Origin of the sequence: Nitratidesulfovibrio sp. HK-II, from assembly GCF_003402415.2 — a bacterium.
Taxonomy (GTDB): domain Bacteria; phylum Desulfobacterota; class Desulfovibrionia; order Desulfovibrionales; family Desulfovibrionaceae; genus Cupidesulfovibrio.
This window is the reverse complement of the sequence record NZ_AP036014.1, coordinates 110,290-131,079: the sequence shown is the minus strand read 5'-3', so window position 1 is coordinate 131,079 and position 20,790 is coordinate 110,290. Positions and strand designations below refer to the sequence as shown.

Below are 20,790 nucleotides of genomic sequence, written 5' to 3'. Positions count from 1 at the left end.
TTTTCCACCCTTCCGCGCCACGCGGCGCGGCCGGAAGGGTTCGCCATGTGCGCCGCCGGGAGGGCAGGCCATGCAACTTACCGACCGCGTCCGCTGGGTGGGCAAGATCGACTGGGAACTGCGCACCTTTCACGGGCAGGAATATTCCACCCACAAGGGCTCCAGCTACAACGCCTACCTTGTGCGCGACCCCGGCGGCCGCACCGCGCTCATCGAGACGGTGTGGGGGCCGTATGCCCGCGAATTCGTGGACAACCTGGCGCGAGTGGTGGACCTTTCGTCCATCGACTACGTGGTGGCCAACCACGGCGAGCCGGACCACAGCGGCGCGCTGCCGGAGCTGATGCGCCACATCCCCAGGACGCCGGTGTACTGCTCGGCCAACGGGGTGAAATCGCTGAAAGGCCAGTACCACGCGGACTGGGACTTCCGGGTGATGCGCACCGGCGACACGCTGTCGCTGGGCAGTTGCGAGCTGGTGTTCGTGGAAATGCCCATGCTCCACTGGCCAGACTCCATGATGTGCTACCTTACCGGCGAAAACGTGCTGTTCAGCAACGACGCCTTCGGCCAGCACTACGCCTCGGAACTGATGTTCGCGGACCTGGTGGACGAGTGCGAACTGTGGGCGGAGGCCATCAAGTACTACGCCAACATCCTCACCCCGTTCAGCCCGCTGGTGACCAAGAAGATCGACGAGGTGCTGGGGCTGGGCCTGGCCGTGGACATGATCTGCCCCAGCCACGGGGTGATCTGGCGCAAGGACCCGCTGCAGATCGTGCGGCGCTACCAGGAATGGGCGGCCAACTACGCCGAGCACCAGCTGACCGTGGTCTACGACACCATGTGGAACTCCACCCGGCGCATGGCCGAGGCCATCGCCGCCGGGGCCGCGCAGGCCGACCCCACGCTGACCGTGAAGCTGTTCAATTCCGGCCTGGTGGACAAGAACGACATCATCACCCAGATATTCCGGTCCAAGGTGCTGGCCGTGGGTTCGCCCACGGTGAACCGGGGCGTGCTGACCTCTGTCGCGGGCCTGCTGGAAGAGGTGGAAGGGCTGAAGTTCCGGGGCAAGAAGGCCGCCGCCTTCGGCTCGTACGGCTGGAGCGGCGAATCGCCCAAGGTGCTGGCCGAGCGGCTGGCCAAGTGCGGCTTCTCGCAGGTGGGCGACCCGGCCCGCGAGGCCTGGAACCCCGACGACGAAGGGCTGGAACGCTGCCGCGCCCTGGGCCGCCAGTTGGCCGAGGCCGCCGGGGAATAGCCTGTCGCCACGGATGCATACGCCACGGGGCGCGGGATACCCGCGCCCCGTTCAACTTGTTGGCAACATCTGTTTTTTGGACGCCTCCGGCGGCCACGTGGCTACCGCCCCTTGGAACCCCGTCTTTTGTGCTCGCCTACTATGTAGAAAATACAAATAAAAATTTTCGAGAAGGGGTGCGGGGAACAAGGCTTCGCCCCCCGTTTTGTGGCAGGCCGCATATCACCCAACCACCCTGTCACTCTCCTCGCCTTGATTGACGCCACACCACGCCGCCCCCTATGACGGCGGCAGGCAGGGCGCATACCACGCGGCCCTCCACACACCGGGCGCACCGCGCATACCACGCAAACCGGCCCGCGCCTTCATTGCAACCTCCACCACGAGGCACCCATGCACCGCCGCACGCCGCCCTTCGGGGGCGATTCCTGCTCCACTGGGGTGTGAGCGCCGCCGCAGGCCCCGGTCGGGGCCGCCGCATCCCCACCCGCCGCAGCGCCAACGCCGGGGCTGACCCCCGCCGAGCGCATGGTGGTCGCCCGCGCCGTGCGTGACCGCTTCACCGCCGTGGCCCAGGGGCCGGAAGGCAAGTTCCGCTACCCGGTGGGCGACGCCGGGCTGGCCGGGCTGGGCTATGACGCAGCGCTCACCGGCCGTCTGCCCGCCGCAGTGCGCGCGCATTTCTGCGGCGTGGGCAACCCTTTCGCCACGGTGGACGCCTGCGTGTGGCCGCCCGCGTGTCTGCTGCCGGAACCTTCCCCCGCCGCATACCCCTCCGCCTCGGGCAGCGGCGTGCCGGGCGACATCTTTTGCGACATGCCGGACGCGGAGCTGGATGCCCCGGTGTGCTTCGGCAACAGCCTGACCGACGAGCCAGACGAGGCGCCAGACGGCAACCCTGTCGGCGGGCCTGTCGATGGGGCCCCCCACGACCGCTGCCTGCCGCCGGAACTGGCCGCCTGTCCTGTGCGCCCCGGCGATGCCGTGCTGGACGTGGGCTGCGGCGCGGGGGTGGACACCCTGTGCGCCGCCCTGCTGGCCGGGCCCCACGGCACGGTGACCGGGGCCGACGCCAGCCCGCACATGCTGGACCGCGCCCGCGCCAACCGTGCGGCCACGGACCGGGCCGTGCCCCCCGCAAGCCGTGCCCCGAAACAGTCCGCGCCCATACGCTTCGTGGAGACCGGGGCGGAATCCCTGCCTTTTGCCGCCAACAGCTTCGACGTGGCCATTTCCAACGGGGTGTTCAGCCTGATAGTGGACAAGCCCGCCGCATTGCGCGAAATCCACAGGGTGTTGCGGCCGGGCGGCCGCCTGCGCCTGGCCGACCAGGCACTGGACGGCCCCGCCCCGCAGGGCGCGGACGTGGTGTCCAGCTGGTTTCGCTGACAAGGCGGCGCGGTACCGGGAACGGCGTTCCTGGCCATGCTTCGCGAGGCGGGATTCCACGACGCGGTCTGCATCGGCCGCACCGGGTTCCGCAGTTCATCCGTCACCGAAGGGGCGCTGTTCGCCGCCACCAAGCCCGAATGACCGGCGCGCCGCCGCGCGCCGCAGCCGGGACACACCACGCCATCACCGGAGAAACCCACATGACCACCCCCGCCGCCGCATCCGGCCTGCCCGCCATCACCTGGGACGACTTCGAAAAGGTGGAACTGCGCACCGGCACCATCGTGCAGGTGGAGGAATTTCCGGAAGCCCGCAGCCCCGCGTGGAAGGTGTGGGCAGACTTCGGCCCCGGCATCGGCGTGCTGAAGTCCAGCGCGCGCATCACCCACCTGTACAAGGCGGACGACCTGCTGGGCCGCCAGATCATCGGCGTGGTGAACTTTCCGCCCCGGCAGATCGGGCCGTTCCGCTCGGAATTCCTGGTCACCGGGTTCGCGCAGGCGGACGGCAGCGTGGTGCTGGCGGTGCCGGAGCGGGTCGTGGACAATGGATTGAAACTCGCCTAGGCAGAACAGCCCGCCAGCCAACGGATTTCCGACATCATCCCCATGCATTTCAAGGTTTTTCCATGACCACCCACGCCAATATCCCCACCGCCACGGCCCCCGATACGCAAACATCCCGCCCCGTCCGTTACGTGATGGGCGTGGACACCGGCGGCACCTGCACCGACGCCGTACTGGTGGATGCAGACTCCCGCCGGGTGGTGGCGTCGGCCAAGCGACCCACCACCCACCATGACCTGGGCCGGGGCATGGCCGGGGCCATGGCCGCCGCGCTGGCCGCGTCCGGCCTGCCCGCCAGCGCCGTGGACCTGGTTTCCGTGTCCACAACCCTGGCCACCAACGCCGTGGTGGAAGGGCAGGGGGCCGAGGTGGGGCTGTTCATCATCGGCTACGCCGGGCGCATCACCGTGCCCTGCGCGGCCATGGACGCCATCCCCGGCGGCCACAAGCTGGACGGCTCGGAAGAGGCCCCGCTGGCCCTCAACCGGCTGGTGGACTCCATCCGCCTGATGCAGGACAGGGTGGACGCCTACGCCGTGTGCGGCATGATGAGCTTCGTGAACCCCGCCCACGAGCTGGTGGCGGAACGGGCCATAGGCATGGTGGACCCCAAGCCGGTGTTCTGTTCGCACCTGGCCAGTGCGCGCGCGGGCATGAAGGAGCGCGCGGCCACAGCGGTGCTCAACGCGCGACTGCTGCCGGTGATGCGCCGCTTTCTGGACGGGGTGCGCACCGCGCTGGACGGCCTTGGCATTGCCGCCCCCGTGGTGGTGGTGCGCGGCGACGCCACGGCCATGCCCATGCAAGAGGCCCTGCGCAACGCATCGGCCACCGTGGCCAGCGGCCCCGCCGCCATGGCCGGGTACGGCGCGGCCCATGCAGCCGGTCGGCTGCCTGTGGAGGACGCTGGCAAGGACGCCGCAGCGCCAGCCACGACCCCGAACGCATCGCCGAATGCATCAACCCAACCATGGGCAGGCACCGACACCCCGCCCCCGCCGGACGCCCTCATCGTGGACGTGGGCGGCACCACCACCGACGTCACCCTGCTGCGCCGGGGCCGCCCGGTCATCCAGGCCGACGGCATGGTGGTGGGCGACTGGGAAACCCACGTGGAAGCCGTGGAAATGTTCACCGTGGGCATCGGCGGCGACAGCCTGGTGCGGCCGGAGGCCGACGGCACGTTGTCCGTGGGGCCGCTGCGGGTGGTGCCGCTGTGCATGGCCGGTCCCCTGCCCGACCCGGCACAATGGCTGCGGCCCGGCGGCCGGGCGCGGTGCATCTGTCCCATGCGCCGCGAGGGCGCATGCGAAGGACCGGACATCACGAACAGCGACGAGCACGACGCGTCGACAAGGGACGCCGCCGAGCGCGCGGTGCTGGATCATCTGAACGTCCACGGCCCCACCCCGGCGGGCGACCTGCTGCGCGCGCTGCGCCTGCCGGAAAGCACGCTGGAGCGGGCCATAGATCGGCTGGTACGCCAGCGCGCCGTGCAGGTGGCCGGGTTCACCCCCACCGACGCCCTGCACGTGCTGGGCCTGCTGGATCTTTCCGCCTTGCCCGGCGTGCCTGCCGGGGCGGGCAACGCCGCCGCCGCGCTGGCCGGGGCGCGGGCCTTGGCCGCCCTGCTGCCCCCAGGCAGCATCACTCCCCACACCCCGCCCAATACCCCACAGGACGCGGCCCGCGCCGTGCTGACCGCCGCCAGCCAGCGCATCGAGGATGCCGTGGTCCAGCACGTGGCCCGGCGCGAGGTGGGCGGCAACTTCGCGGCCTATCTGGCCCAGCGGCACCGGCATGGGCTGCTGCGGGTGAACGTGTCGCTGGGGGTGCCCATGGTGGGCATCGGCGCGGCATCGCGCCACCTGCTGCCCGCCGTTGCGCGGGCGCTGTCCACCACGGTAACCTTTCCCGGCCGGTATGACGTGGGCAACGCCCTGGGCGCGGCCCTGCTGGCGCTGGGCGAAGGGGATGCCGCCGGAAAGTGACGCGAGACGGCACGAAGACGACTGAACACGCGGCAACGGAACGGACGACAACGCGGGCGCGAACGGCGCAACGCTCCCTTCCCGCTCTCGGCGCGCTGTCCGCACTCCGCCATCTTGACGCGCACCGCCCTTTCGGCGCACCGTCACCGGGCCGGGCAGGCACCCGCGCACATCATGCGCAGTTCCTGCAACGCGCGCGGCCCCTGCAACGCAGACGGCCATCCGGTCCGTCCCCACAGTACACGCGCGCAACCATCATCACGCACCACCGCCGCCATGCGGCACGCAAGGATACGCCATGCACAGCCACGATCCTTTCCAGCCCCCCAAAGCCGACGCCTGCGGCTGCGGCCACGACCATGCCCATGACCACGACTGCCAGTGCGCCGCCGGGGCGCACCGCCCGTCCTGCTTCGACGCCGCGCTGGAAGTGGCCAGCGAATGCGAGGACTGCCGCGTGGTGCACGCCTGGCTGCACCTGCACGGCAAGTGGGTGCTGCACGCCTGGGGCGAAACCGACGAGGCCGTGTACGACCTGACGGAAACCCGCAACCCGCAGCCCCGCGCGGACTACTACGCCCGCAACGGCGTGACCGAAGAACGCCTGCGCCGTTACGGCCGGGTGGAATTCTTCACCATCATGGCCGACACCGGCAGCTTCGGCCCCTTCGACACCGCCTTCTTCTTCGCGCCGGAAAGCGAAACCGACCCGCTGGCGCGGTAGCCTGCGCGCCACGCCACCCCATTCCCTACAAACACCACGGGCCGAAAGAGTGATCCTTCGGCCCGTTTGCGTGGTTTCGCTCCATGTTCCCAGTCCCCGGCAATCGCCCACGATCTGATGACATCCTTTCCCGCGTTCGCCTGTCCCCGGCATGCGCCGCTTATTGCGGCCCACCCTCCACCGCCGCCGGAATGTCATCCTGGTCCGGGCGGGCACAGCCCACAGCCAGCAGGTCCACCACGCGGTGGGGATCGGTATCCCGTACCAATGCGACCACCCGGTACCGCTCGCAGGAAGGCATGGTGCGCCCCACAGGGGTATGCGCGAACCGCTCCAGCCCGTCGAGAAACTGGTCCTCCTCATCCCCGACGACATCAAAGTTCCCCGCGCTGCCGCCGGAGTAGACGCCCGTCATCTCCACCGTCACCAGGCGAGCACGCTGCACCAGTTCCACCTCGTGCAATTCCGAGGGCATGACCATCTGCCGCCAAGAAGGGTCCCGCGTACCTTTGCCTCGAACCCGGCAGATGTCGCCTTCCGCGCACACGGACCGCACCGTTCTTTCCAAGGGAAACCCTTCGGGAATTACCAGATTGTCCGCTGTGCCCAGCGGGGAATTCAGAAACAGATACCCATTCGTCTGCCTGCCAAGAACGCCCGTTACATCGAAATCCCCCGGTGCCGCTGCGACAAGACGCCGCACCGAACGAACAAGGACAAACTCGTTCCCAAGGCGCTCTATCTTCTTCTCTACACCCACGATACGGCACAGGTCACCGAATGCGCAGACTGCATGGATGCTGCGTGTAACGCTCGTATCGATACCCAATCCGGAACTTGTTCCTGAATAATATATTGAATACATGCCCACTATTCCCGTTCGCACACCCTGCCATTCTTCACTCGATGCATGGCAATCTGCACAGATGACCAAAAAGGCCAACATTGCAAAATGTGCAATCCTATTTCTTGCCACCTGCGGCCTCCGCTTTCGACTTCAATGCTCGATGGAGATTTATCAAATTTCCATTAAACTCACAATCAACTCGCTTCTTCACTTCTCTGTCACCACCGTACCCCATCTTGAACGCCCTCCCCAATACATCCAACTGCTCTTCAACTCCCATGTTCTGCAATGTGTCTCTATCCGGGAGATGCTTCGCCACTTTTTTCAAAAATGCGTTCGGCCCCCTGAGCACACCCATGGAAAAGGCCGCGTTTTTGATGGCTTCCGATCCCGTATCAAGGCCAGCCTTTTCAAAGGCTTTCAGTGTCGGCTCGTAATGGGTTCTCTTGATAAACGCCTCGTTGGCGGCGGCCAACGCGTCGGGGTGCTCGCGGGCCATTTCCGGCCAAGCGGCGGCAATGGCCTTGGGGTTGTCTTTCAACGCCCGATACTTTTCCGGCAGGTTCGCAGCTTCCGGGCTTTTCATGAAATCTCCCAGCGTTTCCCCGGTCAGCTGGTACGGCCCGCACGACCCTGATTTGGATACGGTTGCCAATTCCTTGGCCGTGGTCTCGTGCAGTTTGGTGATGTCGCCGGGCTTGCGGTAGTAGTCCTGTATCTTGTCCGGCCGCAGGATGTTCTTTGACGGGTCGGCGAAATCCTCCAGCGGCGGCGTGCGGCGGCCATGCGCGGCCTTGCCGTCCTCTGGGCCGCGCCCCGCGCCGCCCCCCGCGTCCGTGGCATTGCCATTCTGCCGGGCGTTGGCGTTGGCCGCCAGCAGGGTGCCCGCGAAGGGGTCGTCCTGTCCGTGCGACGGCAGCACCGAACCACCTCGGGAAGCCTGGGCGTCGGAACCGTTGCCTCCGGCTTCGCCCGCCCGTTGACGTTCCATGCCGTTCTTGCGCGGGGCACTCGCACTCCAGGGCACCAGCGGCGGGGTCTGCCAGGGATGCGCGTCGCCCGGAAAGGCATTCTCCATGGCCCGTTGCCACCACGGTGTGCCCTGCGCGCCGTTGCCGCCCAGAAGACCGCCGACCGCGGCCTCCGACGCCGCAGCATCTTCCACCAGGGTCGCCTGTGCGGGCTGCGGCGCATTCCTGCCCGCGAAAAGGTCGCGCATGCGTTCTTCCTGCAACATGTCGTACCCCCGGTCGCGGGGCTGCCGGAACGCGGCATAGTCGGGCAAGGCGCGCACGTCGGTGTCGTCGAACATGGTGCGCTGAAAGCGTTGGCGCACATCCTTGTCCTCGTCCTCGGGCAGCGGGTCCTGCCCGTCGTGGCCGAAGGCGTCGATGGAGCGGATGCCCTGCACCAGTTCGCCATACCACTCCTGCATGGTGCGCGCCGAGCGGGCGCGGCCCACCGCGCCTTCCAGCGAGCCCGCCAACTTGCGGCGGCGAGGGTCAGCGATGTTCTTCAGCCCGGTCGTGGACAAGCCGTAGTTCATATGTGCCTCCGTGTATAGATGGGTGCGGTGCTTCGGACGCCAGATGGCGTACCCGTGTGGTGCAGGCAAAACGGCGGGGCGGACGTCGGCCGCCCCGCCGCCAGGGAACTGCGCGCCCCGATGGCGCGGAGCCACGGTACCCCCGCGCCTTTCGGCTGCATCCGGCCGCAGGGGGACGGGAAGGAGGTTGCGGGGCGGTCCGAAAGGGGCCCGGCCATGCCGGATCGGACGCGAAACGGCGCACAATGCGCGAAAACCGCCTCCCCCCGTGAGCGCACCGCCATGACGGCAGGCCGGGCCACTCCCATGCCCGCCCCATCGCCGCGCTTCCCCTCCGCAAACGCCACGGGCCGGAGGATTGCTCCTCCGGCCCGTGGCATGTCTGCCCTATGCTTCGCCGTGCCCTGTCCGTTCCGACCTCGACCCGAACCACCCGACCCAGGCCCAGCCCGCACCTATCCCGGCCTATCCCGCCCTATCCCGGCCTATCCCACGCGGCACTCCCCGGCCAGCCGTCCCAGGGTACGCAGCCCTTCGGCCATGCGTTCGTTCCACAGGCCGTTGCAGCCAAGGCGCAGGTAGTTGGCGAACTTTTCCTGCGTGCTGAACACGGCCCCCGGCGCAACGGATATGCCCGCCTGCCGCGCGCGAAAGAACAATTCCACCCCGTCGGTGCCGGGCGGCAGTTCCACCCACAGCACGCCGCCGCCCTCGGGCCGGGTAACCCCGGTGCCGGGCGGAAAGCAGTCGGCCAGGTGCATCCGCATGGCCTGCATCTGGCGCGAAAAGGCCGTGCGCAAACGGCGCAGCTGCCGCTCGAACAGCCCCTGCCTCAGGTATTCGGCCATGGCGAACTGCGGCAGGGTGGCCCCGCAGACGTTGGTGGTGGCCTTTATCTCCCGCGCGCGCTCGCCGATGCGCCCGGTGACCATCCAGCCCATGCGAAAACCCGGCGCAACGGTCTTGGAGAACGACGAGCACAGCGTGACCAGCCCGTGCACGTCCCATTGCAGAAAGGTGGACGGGCGCGAGGGGCCGTAATGCAGGTCCGTGGACACGTCGTCTTCTATGAGATGGATGCCCCGCTCGGCCAGCATGTCCAGTATCTCGCGCTTGGCGTCGTCGGGGGTCAGGCTGCCGTCCGGGTTGTTGAAGTTGGGCGAAAAGGCGCACGCCGCCACCCGGTGCCGGTCAAGGATGTGCCGCACGTCGCGCGGGTCCACCCCGGCCTCGGGCGAACTGGGCACCTCGATGGCCCGCAGCCCCAGCGATTCGATGAGCTGCAAAAAGCAGTAGTAGGTGGGCGACTGAATCATCACGATGTCGCCGGGCCGGGTCAGGCAGCGCAGGGCGATGTACAGGGCCTCCACCGCGCCGTTGGTGATCAGGATGTCGTCTGGCCCAGCGCCCACGCCGCATTCGCGGTGCCGCCAGGCGATCTGGCGGCGCAGTTCGAGGTCGCCGGGAATGGTGGCGTAGGCGGCGGCCTCGCCCGCGCGCGAGCGCATCACCTCGGACAGGATGCGCCCCAGCGCCCGGCCCGGCAGCAGCGTTTCGTCCGGGCACAGCACCCCGAAGGGCACCAGGTCGCGGTTGCCCACGGCTTCGAGCACGGTGGAGATGAGCCGGGCGCGGTTCACCTCGCGCGGGCCGGTGGGCGGTTCCGGGCGGGCCTGCGGCACGGGCAGGCCGCGCATGCCGCTGCGCACGAAATAGCCGGAGCGGGGCCGCGCCTCGATGATGCCCTTGCGCTCCAGTTCCAGGTAGGCATGCCCCACGGTGGCGATGGACAGACCCATGGAGGTGGCCAGCCCGCGCAGCGAGGGCAGCCTGTCGCCGGGGCGGAACCGCCCGGACTGGATCATGTCCGCCACGTGGCGTTCCACCCGGTGGTACTGGAAGGCGGCGGCATCGCCGGATGATGCGGCGCCGGGGGCGGCGGGGGAGTCGAAACCGGCGTCCCGGTCCATGCCGGGGGGCGTGGCGACAAAGGGGCGGGTGGGCATGGGGCCTCCTTGCGAATGCGCCGGACGTGGGGCCCGGGGGGGATGCGGCGGGGCGGGCCAGGTCAACGCCAGTTGCCACGCCATCTGTTATGCTTGTTTTTGCGTTTGACTGTATCTGTTCAGGTGACAGATTTCATGGTCATGTGCAACCCGGAGGTTGCACCATGGATACCGCTTCGTCGCCCGGCAAGGGACACCCGATGGCATCACGCCATTCCGGGGCCATCGCTCCCGCATCCCGCCTGTCCGCCGTGCTGTCCGGCATGCGCCAGGCTCTGCCCATCGTGCTCGGCTACGTGCCGGTGGCCTTCGCCTTCGGGGTGCTGGCCCGCAAGACCGGCATGCCCGCAACGGGCGCGGTGTGCATGTCGCTGATGGTCTTCGCCGGGTCGGCCCAGCTCATTTCGGTCAGCCTGCTGGCGGGCGGCGCATCCCCGGCCACGGTGGTGCTGACCACCTTCGTGGTCAACCTGCGCCACCTGCTCATGTCCGCCGCGCTGGCCCCGGCCTTGCGCCGCTGGCCGCGCATGCTGCAAGCGCTGTTCGCCTTCCAGCTGACGGACGAAACCTTCGCCCTGCACGTCAGCCGCCTGCCCGCGTCCCCCGGTGATGCGCGGCCGGAACCGCCCCGCGCCGAAACCCTGGCCCTGAACATGACCGCGCAGTCCGCGTGGGTCATCGGCACCATCATCGGCGTGTTCGGCAGCGAACTGGTGGCCGACGTGCGCCCCCTGGGCCTGGACTACGCCCTGCCCGCCATGTTCATCGCCCTGCTGCTGCCATACTGCCGCAAGGCCCGGCGCTTCGCGCTGGCCGCCGTGCTGGCGGGGGCGCTGTCCGTGCTGCTGGCGCTGGCCGGGGCCGGACAATGGAACGTGATCATCGCCACGGTGTGTGCGGCCACCCTGTGCACCCTGCTGCCCACGCGCGCCGATGCCGCGCAACACGCGGCCAGCAACGCGGACGGACCGGACAGCCCAAGCGCAACGGATGACCTGGCCGGGCTGGCGCAACTTGACGGGCCAGGCCGCGCCCCCACCCTGTAGCCGCCGCGAGGAGACCGGACATGACCACCACCTTTTTCCTGATGCTGTGCGGCATGCTTGCCGTCACCTACATCCCCCGCGCCGTGCCCCTGCAACTGCTGTCGCAGCGCGAGCTGAACCCCGTCATCACCCGCTGGCTGTCCTTCGTGCCGCCCGCTGTGCTGGCCGCGCTGCTGGCCCCGGACCTGCTGATGAAACAGGGCGCGGTGCACGTTGCCGCCGACAACCTGTACCTGCTGGCCGCCGTGCCCGCCACGCTGGTGGCCTGGCGCACGGGCAGCTTCTTCGGCACCATCGCCGTGGGCATGGCCTCGGTGGCGTATGCACGCTTTTTCGGCATGGCCTAGGAGCAGTTTTCCGAATACACCGGGATACATTGCCAATCGCCTTCCTTCTTCCGCCTTTCCTCCTTCTCCCTGCGCGGACGGACCGGACCCGTGGCGGCGCGGCACCCTCCTCGCCGCGCCGCCACCACCCGCACCGTGTTCCGTCGCCCCCCCCGCCCCGCCCCCGCAAGGTCGCGCCATCCCGCTCCATTGGCCCCGCCTCGCCGTCTTTTGCGCCAGCGTCGGCAAGCGCGCGCCAACTTGCCCCCGCAATCGCGGGCGTGTAGAAGGGGCGGGTACCGTCGCGCGCCCGCTCCCGCACGGCCCTGCCATGCGACCGATCGGCGGATTCACCGATCCGGGGCTGTTCCCCCGGCGCGCCCTGCCCCGACCTCCATCCCCCCTTTCCGGGAGAAGACGCATGCTCCGCACCCTGTTCATCGCCCTGCTGCTGGCGCTGGCCCTTGCCGCAACTTCCGTGATTCCCGCGCCCGTGCAGGCCGCATCCGCCTCCAATGAAGAGCTCAAGGCCGCCCTGCGCGCCCTGCTCAAGGAAAATCCCGAACTGATCATGGAAGTGCTGCGCGACAACAGCGAGACCGTGCTGGAAATCGCCCAGCAGGGCTCCAACGTGCGCCGCAAGAAGGCCCTCATCGCCCAGTGGCAGGTGGACCAGACCCAGCCCAAGAAGGCCAACCTGGAAGGCCGCCCCATGCGCGGCCCGGCCAACGCCCCGGTGACCATCGTGGCCTACTCCGACTTCACCTGCCCGTACTGCCAGCAGGCGGCGGGCACCATGGAACTGCTGATGGCCAACTACAAGGACAAGGTGCGCTACGTCTTCAAGCACATGCCGCTGGACAGCCACGACAACGCGCGCCTGGCCTCGGAATACCACGTGGCCGCCAGCCTGCAGGACGGCAAGAAGGCCTGGGCGTTCTACGAAGCCGTGTTCCGCGACCGCGAACGGCTGATGTCCGAGGGCGAAGCCTTCCTGAAGAAGGCCGCCGCCGAAGCCGGCGTGGACATGAAGCGCCTGACCCAGGACATCAAGGGCAAGAAGGTCAAGGAGATCATCGAGGAAGACATGGCCGAGGCCCGCGCCCTGAACGTGCAGGGCACCCCGTACTTCCTGGTCAACGATCTGGTCATTCGCGGCTCGCTGCCGCTGGACCTGTTCTCCGACGCCGTGGACATGGCGCTGGAGGCGGCGGCCAAGGCCAAGAAGTAACTGGCTGCACAACGCAGACGCGACACGGGCCGCTCCGGCATTGCCGGGGCGGCCCGTTTGCATTTGGCGCGGCGCACAGGGCGCGGCGATACGGCCGGAGAGGAATCGGGAAAGGCGGATAAACGGCTACAGGCGGCCGCTACGGCTACTTCCTGCGGCGGCGCTCCAGGGTGATGCCCGCCAGGAACCCGCCGATCATGCCCACGCCGAAGGCGCGGGGGATGCTGTCGCTAAAGCCCAGCAGTGCCGCGAACACGCCGAGGGAGCCGCCGATGAGGATGCCGCGAACGATGTAGCTGTCCATGCCTGTCCTTATACGAAGCCGGTTGGGGTGTGGGGCCGGAAGAATTTCCGGGCCGGAAGCGTCCGGCCGCCGCGCGGATGGTAGTCGCGGGGGGCGACGGGTGTCAACGCGGGCGGCGGGCCGCGCCGCGCAAACAAGACCCCGGCCAGTGTCGGCCGGGGTCCTGCAAGGGGATCGGATTGTCCAAGAGAGGCGGGGGAACCAAGGAGAATCAGGGGGAATCAGGACTTGGGCTGAAGGGGGGGCGGCGGGTGGGCTGTCCCGCCGCCCCTGCGGTCACTGCATCAACGAAGGAGGAGTTTGGGCTGGTCGCTGTCTCGGTGTGCTTTGGGCACTATGTCGTCGGTCGCCGTGGCGGCCGCTGGTCGCTTCCGGGGGCTACGAGCCCCCGGCTGGAGATACCGTGCGGACTGGAGGAGGTCTGTCCGGCACAGTGCGGGGGCGTTTCGGTTTGCTGCCGATGCTCCCGTATCGCTTCGGCCGTTCGGGCCGTCGCCTTGGCCCGGCGGCCGTTGCCGCGAATTCATCGCCCGTGCCCATCTCCGCAAGGGGGAACCGGAGGGGGGCCAGGGGCGGCGGGGGAACGGGACGCCACACGTCCACCGTATCCGCGAGGGGACTCGCGAAGCTCCCTTGCCGCCCGAAACGTGCCGGGCCGCACGTGGGGGGTTGCCTTCGAAGCGCTTTGCCCTGTCCCTTCCGCTGGCCGATGCCGGGGGGAGGGGGGGGCCGCCGCGACCGGCGGGTCGCGGCGGCCAGGGGGATCAGGCTAGGGCTTGCACTCTGTGAAGGGCAGCGTTGTCATGCGCTGTCGGGGAATAAGCACAGGGCGTGCCAAACATTGAACACACATATTTTCAGCATGTTACCATTTTTCATGAAAATGTGCAGACTCTTCTTGTGCAACACGATGCACATGCGCTTTGCACAAACAGCCTTGCACGTGTGCAAATCACCCCGGTCCCACGTATGCACAAGCGCGGCACGGGCATCCGCCGCCATACCGGCCGCGCCGCCGGGGACGGCACGCCGCCCCGGCACAACGTACGAAGCCGGAAGGAAGACATGGTGGTCTCCTTCCGGCTTCGGAAATTGGTTTGCCGCAGTGCGGATGACCGCGCCGTCGCCAGCCGTCACCAGTTGCCGAATGCGCCGATGCATCCGGCCGGGCGCACGGTCCGGTTGAGCCCGGCCAGCCCCGGCTACTCGTCGCAGCGCACCGCGATGCCCGCCTTGCGCAGGGCGGCGGCGAACAGTCCGTCGCCGTCCACCAGGGTGCGGGAAAAGGTTCCGTCGTAGATGCGCCCGCACCCGCACGAGGGCGAGCGCGCCTTCAGGATGGCCTCCGTGCATCCGGCCAGCCGCGCCAGGCGCACCCCTTCCTCCGCGCCGCGCGCGAAGGCGTCGGTGGCGTCGGACAAGGTTCCGTCGGCCTCGCGGCACAGCACGCGGCCGTCGCGCAGTTCGCACGGGGGGCGCGGCGTGGCCAGCCCGCCCAGCTGTTCCGGACAGACCGGCAGGGCCAGGCCCTGCCGCACCAGTTCGATGACCCCTTCGCGGGGGTTGGCCTCTCCGTCGAAGCGGCAGGCCACGCCCGCAAGACAGGCGCTGACCACGTAGATCATGGGTGCCTCCGTTTCCGGCGGCCGCGCGGCCCCGCGCGTCTGCGCGCGGGGAACACGGACGGGCGCGGGCAGGGCGGGCACGGACGCGGGAAGCGGCCCCCGCCGTGCGCGCAGGCGGGCCATGCAGCCCGCCGCGTAGCCTGCCGCGCGGCGCATGCCGCCCCCCATGTTCCGGCCCACGGACATGACGGCGCACAGCGCCCTGCGGCCCGCGCCGCCACCATGCGGCGTGCGCGGCATTTCGCCGGTATATGGCGGCAAGGGTACCCGCATGGCGGCGTCTGTCAACCGGGCGAACACCTACGCCTCCCCGGCCAGGGCGACCGGGCCCGCGTCGGCGGACGCCACCTCCCCGGCCGCGCGCGGGGTCTGGGCGTAGTAGCGCTCAAGCCCCTCCGCGCCCATGAAGCGTTGCAGCATGCGCGGCGGCGATTCCAGCAGGTCGATGATCAGGAAGGCGTCCAGCGAGCCGAAGGCGCGGTCCACGTGGAAGGTGGCGATGCGCCCGCCCAGCTTCAGGTAGTGCTTGAACAGGATGGGAATGGTGCGCCCCCCCTCCATGTCGCGCACCAGGGCGCACAGCGCGTTCCAGTCCAGCCCGGCGGGCTCGATGCGGCGCAGGCAGCCGGGCTGGCGGATGGACGGGGCGGCGCGGCCGCGCACCAGCCGGGCCGTGGCCTCGCAGCCGTGGTGGCGGGTCAGGTAGTCCATGATGGCGTTCAGCGAGTAGGGCGTATAGTCCAGGCTCACGCTCACCGGGCCGAACAGGCGGCGCACGCCGGGGCGCTTGAGGATGAACTGGCCGATGCCCTTCCACAGCAGCAGCAGGGGGGCGTAGTCGCGCTGGTAGTCCGCCGACACGAAGGCCCGGCCCAGTTCCAGCGCGGGTGCGCCGCCGAAGAATTCCGGGCTGAAGCGGAACAGGGACGAGGAATACAGCCCGCGCTGGCCCTGCGCGGCGAGCAGGGCGTCCACCTCGCCCAGGCGGTAGGCCCCGGCCAGGGCGCGGTCGCCCTCGTGCCACAGGACCAGGTGGCGGTAGGTGGCGTCAAAGGCGTCGAGGTCCAGCGGCGCGCCGCTGCCCTCGCCCACGGCGCGGAAGGTCACCTCGCGCAGGCGGCCGATTTCGCGGATCAGCTCGGGCGAACGTTCGGCCGAGGTCTCCACGATGGTCCACGGCCCCTCGCGCAGCAGCACGTCACCGGCCGGAATGGCGGCCAGTTCCGCCTCCAGCAGTTCCAGCGGCCGGGCGGCGGCGATGGGCCGCATGCGCCGCGCCCCGGAAGACCCCGGCGCGGCCTTGCCCGGCAGCGAAAGCACCCGGCGCGGCTTGGGCTTCAGCGCGTAGCAGCGCATGCGCAGGTAGGCGGTGCGCGCCTCGTCGTCGGGCAGTTCGCTTAAGGTGGCGGCGGCCACGGGACGCCCCACGCTGAGGGTGACCGTGGTGTTGCGCTTGCGCAGCAGTTCCTTGGGCAGCATGGCCGTGCGCGCCGCCGGGTGCACCAGGCCCATCAGGTTGAAGAGCATCGAATTGCGCCCGTGAAAATACAGGGGCAGGGCGTCCGCCCCGGTGCGGCGCACCAGCCGTCCCACCGTGGACTGCCACGTGGGGTCGGTGATCTCGCGCCGGGAGGGTTGCAGGTGCGACACCGTGCCCGAGGGGAACACCACCAGCGCCCCGCCCTCGGCCACGTGGCGGATGGCCTGGCGCAGGCCCGCCATGTTGCGGCGTTGCGCCCCGTCGCCGCCGAAGGGGTCCACCGAAAAGATCAGGTCGCGCAGTTCCGGCACGGCCGCCAGCATGTAGTTGGCCAGAAAGCGCAGGTCGGGCCGCACGGGCAGCAGGGCTTTGGCCAGCACCAGCCCCTCCAGCGCGCCGAAGGGGTGGTTTGCCACCATGATCAGGGGGCCGGTGGCGGGCACGCCCTCGAAGCCCTCGCCCTCGGCCCGCACGGAAACGCCCAGCACGTCCAGGGCCTGGCGGGCGAAATCCAGGGGGGCTTCGCCCTGCGGCAGGGCGCGGTACAGCGAGTCGATGCGCCCCACGCCCAGCAGATGCAGCAGCGGGATGCGCAGGGGGGCGGGAATGCGTCTGGCGGCGGCGGGCACCAGCGAACGGGAAGCGGCGGGATGCAGGGAGGCCGGGACGGCGGCAGACTGCGGGAATGCGTCCGGCGGCGTATCCATTATATGGTCGGGCGGGGCGGAATCGGCGGGGGTGCGGGGGCGGAGCATGTCCATGCGTCCTCCTGGGCGGCCGTGCTGGCCGGAGACGGGTGGCGCGGGGGGCACCGTGCGCCGCCTTGCGCGCGGCATGGCGGCCGGAAGCGTGACAAGCGGGCGTTTTCCCGGCCGTTGCCGGAAGGCGACGCCGTTGCGGCTGCGTGCCTGTTCCGCGAAATGGAGTCCTGTTGCATGGATGGATAGGCCCGTCCGGTGGAGAAGCCATGACCGATCGGTGAACATTGCGTGAAGGGGACCGGGCGGGAGCGGCGTCACCCGATTGTCGGCGGCCCGTCGCCGCGCCGTCGCGCACCATTCCGGCCCGTGGGGCAGAAGGGGCAGTGTCCGGAAACCCGGTGCCGCCGCCCTGGCGGTTCCGCAGACCGCACGGCGCGCGGGCCGCGCGTCCCGCGCCGCGCCAACGGAAGGAGCATGCCATGACCGACCGCCAGCACGCCGAAATACGCCGCCGCCTCGAAGCCGAACTGACCACCCTGCGCCGCCAGTTGCTGGTGGAGGGCGGCGTGGAAGCCTGCGCCGACGAAAACGAATTCGCCTCGCGCATCAGCGAACTGTCCCTCAGCATGACCCTCATGGCCCGCGCCGGCCAGCGCATCCAGGAAATCGAGGGCGTGCTGCGCGCCATGGACGCCCACGACTACGGCGTGTGCGACGCCTGCGGCGACGACATCCCCGTGCCCCGCCTGCTGGCCCGCCCCACCACCCGGCTGTGCGTGCATTGCCAGACCGAGGTGGAATCGCAGGTGGGCCGCCCCGCCGGGGCTGCCGAACGCATCGAGGCCCGGTAGCGCCTCCGCCCCGCCCCGGCCGCGTCTGGCCACATCTGGCCGCATCAGGCCGCGCCTGGCCGCGTCTGGCGAGCCGGCCGCGCGGCAGGCAACGCCTGTCCGCCGGGCTGTCCGCGCGCCCGGCACGCCTGCCCACGACACTCCCGTCCCCCCGCCCGCATGCGGACGGGCGTGACCTTTGCCGCGCCGTTTCCCATGTACCGCAAGATGCGGGACGCCATGGATCATTCGCGCTCACCAGGCACACTTGGCACCCCAGGCGCACCTGCCAGGGCGTGCGCAAGAAGGCGGCCAAGAGCAGGCGCGCCTGGGGCGAAGACACGGCGGAATAGTCCGGCGGCAGGCGCGGGGCCGCGCCCCCCGACCCCACTGTTCCCACCTTCCCCTGCCGGTCCCGGCCCACGGGCACCCCGCCCGCTCCCGGCGGCCCCGCCCCGGAATAATCATTCGCCCGCTGCCGCAACGTGAGAGCATGCGGCGTGTCCCCCTTTGCCTGCCCTGCCATGTCTGCCTGACCCGTCTGGCCTGACTAACCGGTTGGGCCAGTTGGGCCAGTTGGGCCAATCGGGCCCGCATCGGCTGACCGAGTTGACAGGGGCGGCGCGGAGGCATATTCACGCTTCAAACAATGCTTGAATTTTTGATTTGAAACTATGTTGGCAACCGGTGAAACGCCGGGGAGCGGGCAATGAGCGAGAACGTCTGCACGCCTGACCGGCCAGATCGACAGGTTCGGCCAGTTCGGCCAGTTCGCCATGACCAGGGCACGCGCGAGCGGCTGCTGGCCGCCGCGGCCGAAGTGTTCGCCGAACACGGCCAGCAGTCGGCCACGGTGCGCGAAATATGCAGGCGGGCCGGGGCCAACGTGGCCGCCGTGAACTACCATTTCGGGGGCAAGGACAAGCTGTACGCGGCCATGCTGGACCACTACATGCGCACCTGCCAGGCCAGCTACCCCCTGAACGAGGGGGTAACGCCCGCCTCGTCGCCAGAGGATCGCTTGCGCGCCTTCGTGCGCGGCCTTGTGCTGCGCATGCTGGGCGACGGCGACGACCCGGTGGGCCAGGCGCACGGCAAACTGGTGTCGCTGGAACTCATCGACCCCACGCCCGCGTTCGACGCGCTGCTGCGCGAGCACATCGCGCCGGTGAACGACCTGCTGGTGGACATCCTGCACGGATTGATGGGTCCGGCGGCCAGCGACCCGCACGTGCTGCGCACCTGCCTGCTGGCCATTTTCGGGCACATCTCGTTCCACTACAGCGGCCGCGCCGCCATCGCCCATCTGTACGGACGCGAAGACCTGACGCCCGAGGTGCTCGAACGCATCGCCGACGGCGTGACCCGCTTCACCCTGGGCGGCATTGCCGCCATGGCCCGCCCCCCCGGGCCACCCACGGACGAGAACGCGCGCCCTGCTTGACGGCCTGCGCCCCCCCATGTAGAACGCGAAACTTCAATAGCACGCTACCGAATAGCAGCCTATCGGTTTTCCCCTCCCGCTCACCGCCCCCGTCGCTTTCCGGGCCGGAACGGCGTGCCGGAATTTCGAAAAACACATCCAACGTCCCGCATGTCGGCGCAGTGCACGTGCCCCGCGCCGAGGAGGAACCACCCCATGCCCCACGACTTCTCCCTTGCCTCCCTCCGCGCCCGCGCCGGGCGGTTCTCCCAGGTTCTGACCCTGTCGGCCCTCATGGGCCTGATAGGCATGACGGGCCTGACGGCCATGCTTGCCGGTTGCAAGGACGACTCCGCCGCGCCCAAGGCCATGCCCGCGCCCCTGGTGGTGGTGCAGCAGGTGCAGCCGCGCGACCTGCCCCTGACCTACGAGTACGTGGGGCAGACGGCCGGCTCGCGCGAGGTCGAGGTGCGCGCCCGCGTGGGCGGCATCCTGATGCGCCGGGCCTACACCGAAGGCCGCCCGGTGAAGAAGGGCGACCTGATGTTTGAAATCGACCCCGAACCGTTCAAGGCCGACCTGGACCAGGCCCTGGGCCAGCAGGCCCAGGCCGAGGCGCGCCTGCAGAGCGCCCAGAGCAACCGCGACCGCGTGCTGCCCCTGTACCGCGAGAACGCCGTCAGCCAGAAGGACCGCGACGACGCCGTGGCCGAGTTCGATTCTGCCAAGGCCGCGCTGGAAGAGGCGCGCGCCCGCGTGAAGACCGCGCGCATCAACCTTGGCTACACCCGCGTCGAAGCCCCCATCTCGGGCATGACCAGCAAGGAAACCCGCTCCGAGGGCAGCCTTGTCACCACCACCGCCGATGGCAGCCTGCTGACCACCATCTCCAAGGTGGACCCGGTGTACGTGAACTTCTCGGCCCCCAGCGTGGACCTGTTCCGCCTGCGCCGCATGCGCGAGGAAGGGCGCATCACCCTGCCCAAGAAAGGGTATGACGTCACCGTGCGGCTCATCGACGGCTCCACCTACAAGCGCACCGGCACGGTGAACTTCATCGACCCGCTGGTGGACCCGCTGACCGGCACCATCCGCGTGCGCGCCGAATTCCCCAACCCCGAGGCCGAAGTGCTGCCCGGCCAGTTCGTGCGCGTGGTCATGAGCGGCGCGGTGTACACCAACGCCCTGGCCATTCCCCAACGCGCCGTGCTGCAAACCCAGCAGGGTCCCATGGTGTGGGTGATCGGCGAAGGCGACGTGGCCCAGCCGCGCCCCGTGGAGATCGGCCTGCCCATCGGCAACGAATACATCGTGGAAAAGGGCCTTGCCGCCGGTGAACGCTACGTGGTCGAGGGCCTTTTGAAGGTGCGCCCCGGCCAGCCGGTGACCATCGGCCAGCCCCGCGAAGCCCAGGCAACCCCGTCGGGCCAGTCGAGTCAGTCGGGCCAGGCCCCCTCCGGAAACGCGACCAAGGCCGCAAACTAGAAC

The 20,790-nt window shown here is 69.4% G+C and carries 17 protein-coding genes; 11 read left to right on the top strand and 6 right to left on the bottom strand.

The genetic code is table 11. From position 1 onward, the window contains the following. The first annotated feature begins 70 nt into the window (after positions 1 to 70). The 5 genes from RVX_RS00505 to RVX_RS00485 all read left to right on the top strand — a co-directional run bounded on the left by RVX_RS00505 (position 71) and on the right by RVX_RS00485 (position 5,937). Positions 71 to 1,264: an anaerobic nitric oxide reductase flavorubredoxin gene (locus tag RVX_RS00505; protein ID WP_116307222.1), complete on the top strand. Its 1,194-nt coding sequence runs from the start codon at positions 71 to 73 to the stop codon at positions 1,262 to 1,264. Positions 1,265 to 1,792: 528 nt separating this feature from the next. Further along, positions 1,793 to 2,653 carry a class I SAM-dependent methyltransferase gene (locus RVX_RS00500; protein ID WP_116307224.1) on the top strand — a complete coding sequence of 287 codons (861 nt, stop codon included), beginning with the start codon at positions 1,793 to 1,795 and terminating at the stop codon, positions 2,651 to 2,653. 203 nt (positions 2,654 to 2,856) lie between these two features. Then, on the top strand, positions 2,857 to 3,222 hold the full coding sequence (locus RVX_RS00495; RefSeq protein WP_116307824.1) for a tRNA-binding protein: 366 nt from the start codon (positions 2,857 to 2,859) through the stop codon (positions 3,220 to 3,222). 62 nt (positions 3,223 to 3,284) lie between these two features. Beyond that, positions 3,285 to 5,213, top strand: coding sequence for a hydantoinase/oxoprolinase N-terminal domain-containing protein (locus RVX_RS00490; RefSeq protein WP_116307226.1), 1,929 nt, complete (start codon positions 3,285 to 3,287; stop codon positions 5,211 to 5,213). A gap of 298 nt (positions 5,214 to 5,511) precedes the next feature. Continuing rightward, positions 5,512 to 5,937, top strand: coding sequence for a hypothetical protein (locus RVX_RS00485; RefSeq protein ID WP_116307228.1), 426 nt, complete (start codon positions 5,512 to 5,514; stop codon positions 5,935 to 5,937). Between the two features lie 160 nt (positions 5,938 to 6,097). On the opposite strand, the gene RVX_RS00480 is transcribed toward RVX_RS00485, so the two are convergent. The 3 genes from RVX_RS00480 to RVX_RS00470 all read right to left on the bottom strand — a co-directional run bounded on the left by RVX_RS00480 (position 6,098) and on the right by RVX_RS00470 (position 10,336). Then, on the bottom strand, positions 6,098 to 6,766 hold the full coding sequence (locus tag RVX_RS00480) for a hypothetical protein (RefSeq protein WP_147307537.1): 669 nt from the start codon (positions 6,764 to 6,766) through the stop codon (positions 6,098 to 6,100). Positions 6,767 to 6,899: 133 nt separating this feature from the next. Continuing rightward, entirely contained in the window at positions 6,900 to 8,330 is a 1,431-nt protein-coding gene (locus RVX_RS00475; RefSeq protein WP_116307232.1) for a hypothetical protein, read from the bottom strand. A gap of 485 nt (positions 8,331 to 8,815) precedes the next feature. After that, the gene (locus tag RVX_RS00470) at positions 8,816 to 10,336 is read right to left on the bottom strand and encodes a PLP-dependent aminotransferase family protein (protein WP_116307234.1); all 1,521 of its coding nucleotides are present in this window, start codon (positions 10,334 to 10,336) and stop codon (positions 8,816 to 8,818) included. A 164-nt stretch (positions 10,337 to 10,500) separates the two neighbouring features. Here RVX_RS00470 and RVX_RS00465 point away from each other — a divergent pair, with 164 nt between their 5' ends. The 3 genes from RVX_RS00465 to RVX_RS00455 all read left to right on the top strand — a co-directional run bounded on the left by RVX_RS00465 (position 10,501) and on the right by RVX_RS00455 (position 12,939). Beyond that, entirely contained in the window at positions 10,501 to 11,382 is an 882-nt protein-coding gene (locus tag RVX_RS00465) for an AzlC family ABC transporter permease (protein ID WP_116307236.1), read from the top strand. A gap of 20 nt (positions 11,383 to 11,402) precedes the next feature. Beyond that, positions 11,403 to 11,729 carry an AzlD domain-containing protein gene (locus RVX_RS00460; RefSeq protein WP_116307238.1) on the top strand — a complete coding sequence of 109 codons (327 nt, stop codon included), beginning with the start codon at positions 11,403 to 11,405 and terminating at the stop codon, positions 11,727 to 11,729. A gap of 400 nt (positions 11,730 to 12,129) precedes the next feature. Beyond that, positions 12,130 to 12,939, top strand: a complete 810-nt coding sequence (locus tag RVX_RS00455; RefSeq protein WP_116307240.1) for a DsbA family protein — start codon at positions 12,130 to 12,132, stop codon at positions 12,937 to 12,939. A gap of 145 nt (positions 12,940 to 13,084) precedes the next feature. On the opposite strand, the gene RVX_RS00450 is transcribed toward RVX_RS00455, so the two are convergent. From RVX_RS00450 to RVX_RS00440, 3 genes are all read right to left on the bottom strand, one after another. After that, a complete protein-coding gene (locus tag RVX_RS00450) occupies positions 13,085 to 13,243 on the bottom strand; it encodes a hypothetical protein (protein ID WP_116307242.1) in 159 nt (52 codons plus the stop codon). Positions 13,244 to 14,445: 1,202 nt separating this feature from the next. Further along, positions 14,446 to 14,868, bottom strand: a complete 423-nt coding sequence (locus RVX_RS00445; protein ID WP_007525598.1) for a DUF523 domain-containing protein — start codon at positions 14,866 to 14,868, stop codon at positions 14,446 to 14,448. A gap of 300 nt (positions 14,869 to 15,168) precedes the next feature. Continuing rightward, positions 15,169 to 17,109: a lysophospholipid acyltransferase family protein gene (locus RVX_RS00440; RefSeq protein WP_116307244.1), complete on the bottom strand. Its 1,941-nt coding sequence runs from the start codon at positions 17,107 to 17,109 to the stop codon at positions 15,169 to 15,171. A gap of 419 nt (positions 17,110 to 17,528) precedes the next feature. Between RVX_RS00440 and RVX_RS00435 the strand changes: the two genes are divergently transcribed. The 3 genes from RVX_RS00435 to RVX_RS00425 all read left to right on the top strand — a co-directional run bounded on the left by RVX_RS00435 (position 17,529) and on the right by RVX_RS00425 (position 20,787). Continuing rightward, positions 17,529 to 17,900, top strand: a complete 372-nt coding sequence (locus tag RVX_RS00435) for a TraR/DksA family transcriptional regulator (RefSeq protein WP_116307246.1) — start codon at positions 17,529 to 17,531, stop codon at positions 17,898 to 17,900. A gap of 688 nt (positions 17,901 to 18,588) precedes the next feature. After that, positions 18,589 to 19,323, top strand: a complete 735-nt coding sequence (locus RVX_RS00430) for a CerR family C-terminal domain-containing protein (RefSeq protein WP_116307248.1) — start codon at positions 18,589 to 18,591, stop codon at positions 19,321 to 19,323. A 195-nt stretch (positions 19,324 to 19,518) separates the two neighbouring features. Then, the gene (locus tag RVX_RS00425) at positions 19,519 to 20,787 is read left to right on the top strand and encodes an efflux RND transporter periplasmic adaptor subunit (protein ID WP_116307250.1); all 1,269 of its coding nucleotides are present in this window, start codon (positions 19,519 to 19,521) and stop codon (positions 20,785 to 20,787) included. Positions 20,788 to 20,790: the final 3 nt, after the last annotated feature.

Excerpts from the sequence above, each read along its gene's own strand:
- RVX_RS00465 (WP_116307236.1), top strand. The coding sequence starts at position 10,501 with ATGGATACCGCTTCGTCGCCCGGCAAGGGACACCCGATGGCATCACGC.
- RVX_RS00485 (WP_116307228.1), top strand. The coding sequence starts at position 5,512 with ATGCACAGCCACGATCCTTTCCAGCCCCCCAAAGCCGACGCCTGCGGC.
- RVX_RS00450 (WP_116307242.1), bottom strand. The coding sequence starts at position 13,243 with ATGGACAGCTACATCGTTCGCGGCATCCTCATCGGCGGCTCCCTCGGC.
- RVX_RS00425 (WP_116307250.1), top strand. The coding sequence starts at position 19,519 with ATGCCCCACGACTTCTCCCTTGCCTCCCTCCGCGCCCGCGCCGGGCGG.
- RVX_RS00470 (WP_116307234.1), bottom strand. The coding sequence starts at position 10,336 with ATGCCCACCCGCCCCTTTGTCGCCACGCCCCCCGGCATGGACCGGGAC.
- RVX_RS00455 (WP_116307240.1), top strand. The coding sequence starts at position 12,130 with ATGCTCCGCACCCTGTTCATCGCCCTGCTGCTGGCGCTGGCCCTTGCC.
- RVX_RS00440 (WP_116307244.1), bottom strand. The coding sequence starts at position 17,109 with ATGGACATGCTCCGCCCCCGCACCCCCGCCGATTCCGCCCCGCCCGAC.
- RVX_RS00500 (WP_116307224.1), top strand. The coding sequence starts at position 1,793 with ATGGTGGTCGCCCGCGCCGTGCGTGACCGCTTCACCGCCGTGGCCCAG.
- RVX_RS00460 (WP_116307238.1), top strand. The coding sequence starts at position 11,403 with ATGACCACCACCTTTTTCCTGATGCTGTGCGGCATGCTTGCCGTCACC.
- RVX_RS00430 (WP_116307248.1), top strand. The coding sequence starts at position 18,589 with ATGAGCGAGAACGTCTGCACGCCTGACCGGCCAGATCGACAGGTTCGG.
- RVX_RS00505 (WP_116307222.1), top strand. The coding sequence starts at position 71 with ATGCAACTTACCGACCGCGTCCGCTGGGTGGGCAAGATCGACTGGGAA.
- RVX_RS00475 (WP_116307232.1), bottom strand. The coding sequence starts at position 8,330 with ATGAACTACGGCTTGTCCACGACCGGGCTGAAGAACATCGCTGACCCT.
- RVX_RS00495 (WP_116307824.1), top strand. The coding sequence starts at position 2,857 with ATGACCACCCCCGCCGCCGCATCCGGCCTGCCCGCCATCACCTGGGAC.
- RVX_RS00435 (WP_116307246.1), top strand. The coding sequence starts at position 17,529 with ATGACCGACCGCCAGCACGCCGAAATACGCCGCCGCCTCGAAGCCGAA.
- RVX_RS00445 (WP_007525598.1), bottom strand. The coding sequence starts at position 14,868 with ATGATCTACGTGGTCAGCGCCTGTCTTGCGGGCGTGGCCTGCCGCTTC.
- RVX_RS00490 (WP_116307226.1), top strand. The coding sequence starts at position 3,285 with ATGACCACCCACGCCAATATCCCCACCGCCACGGCCCCCGATACGCAA.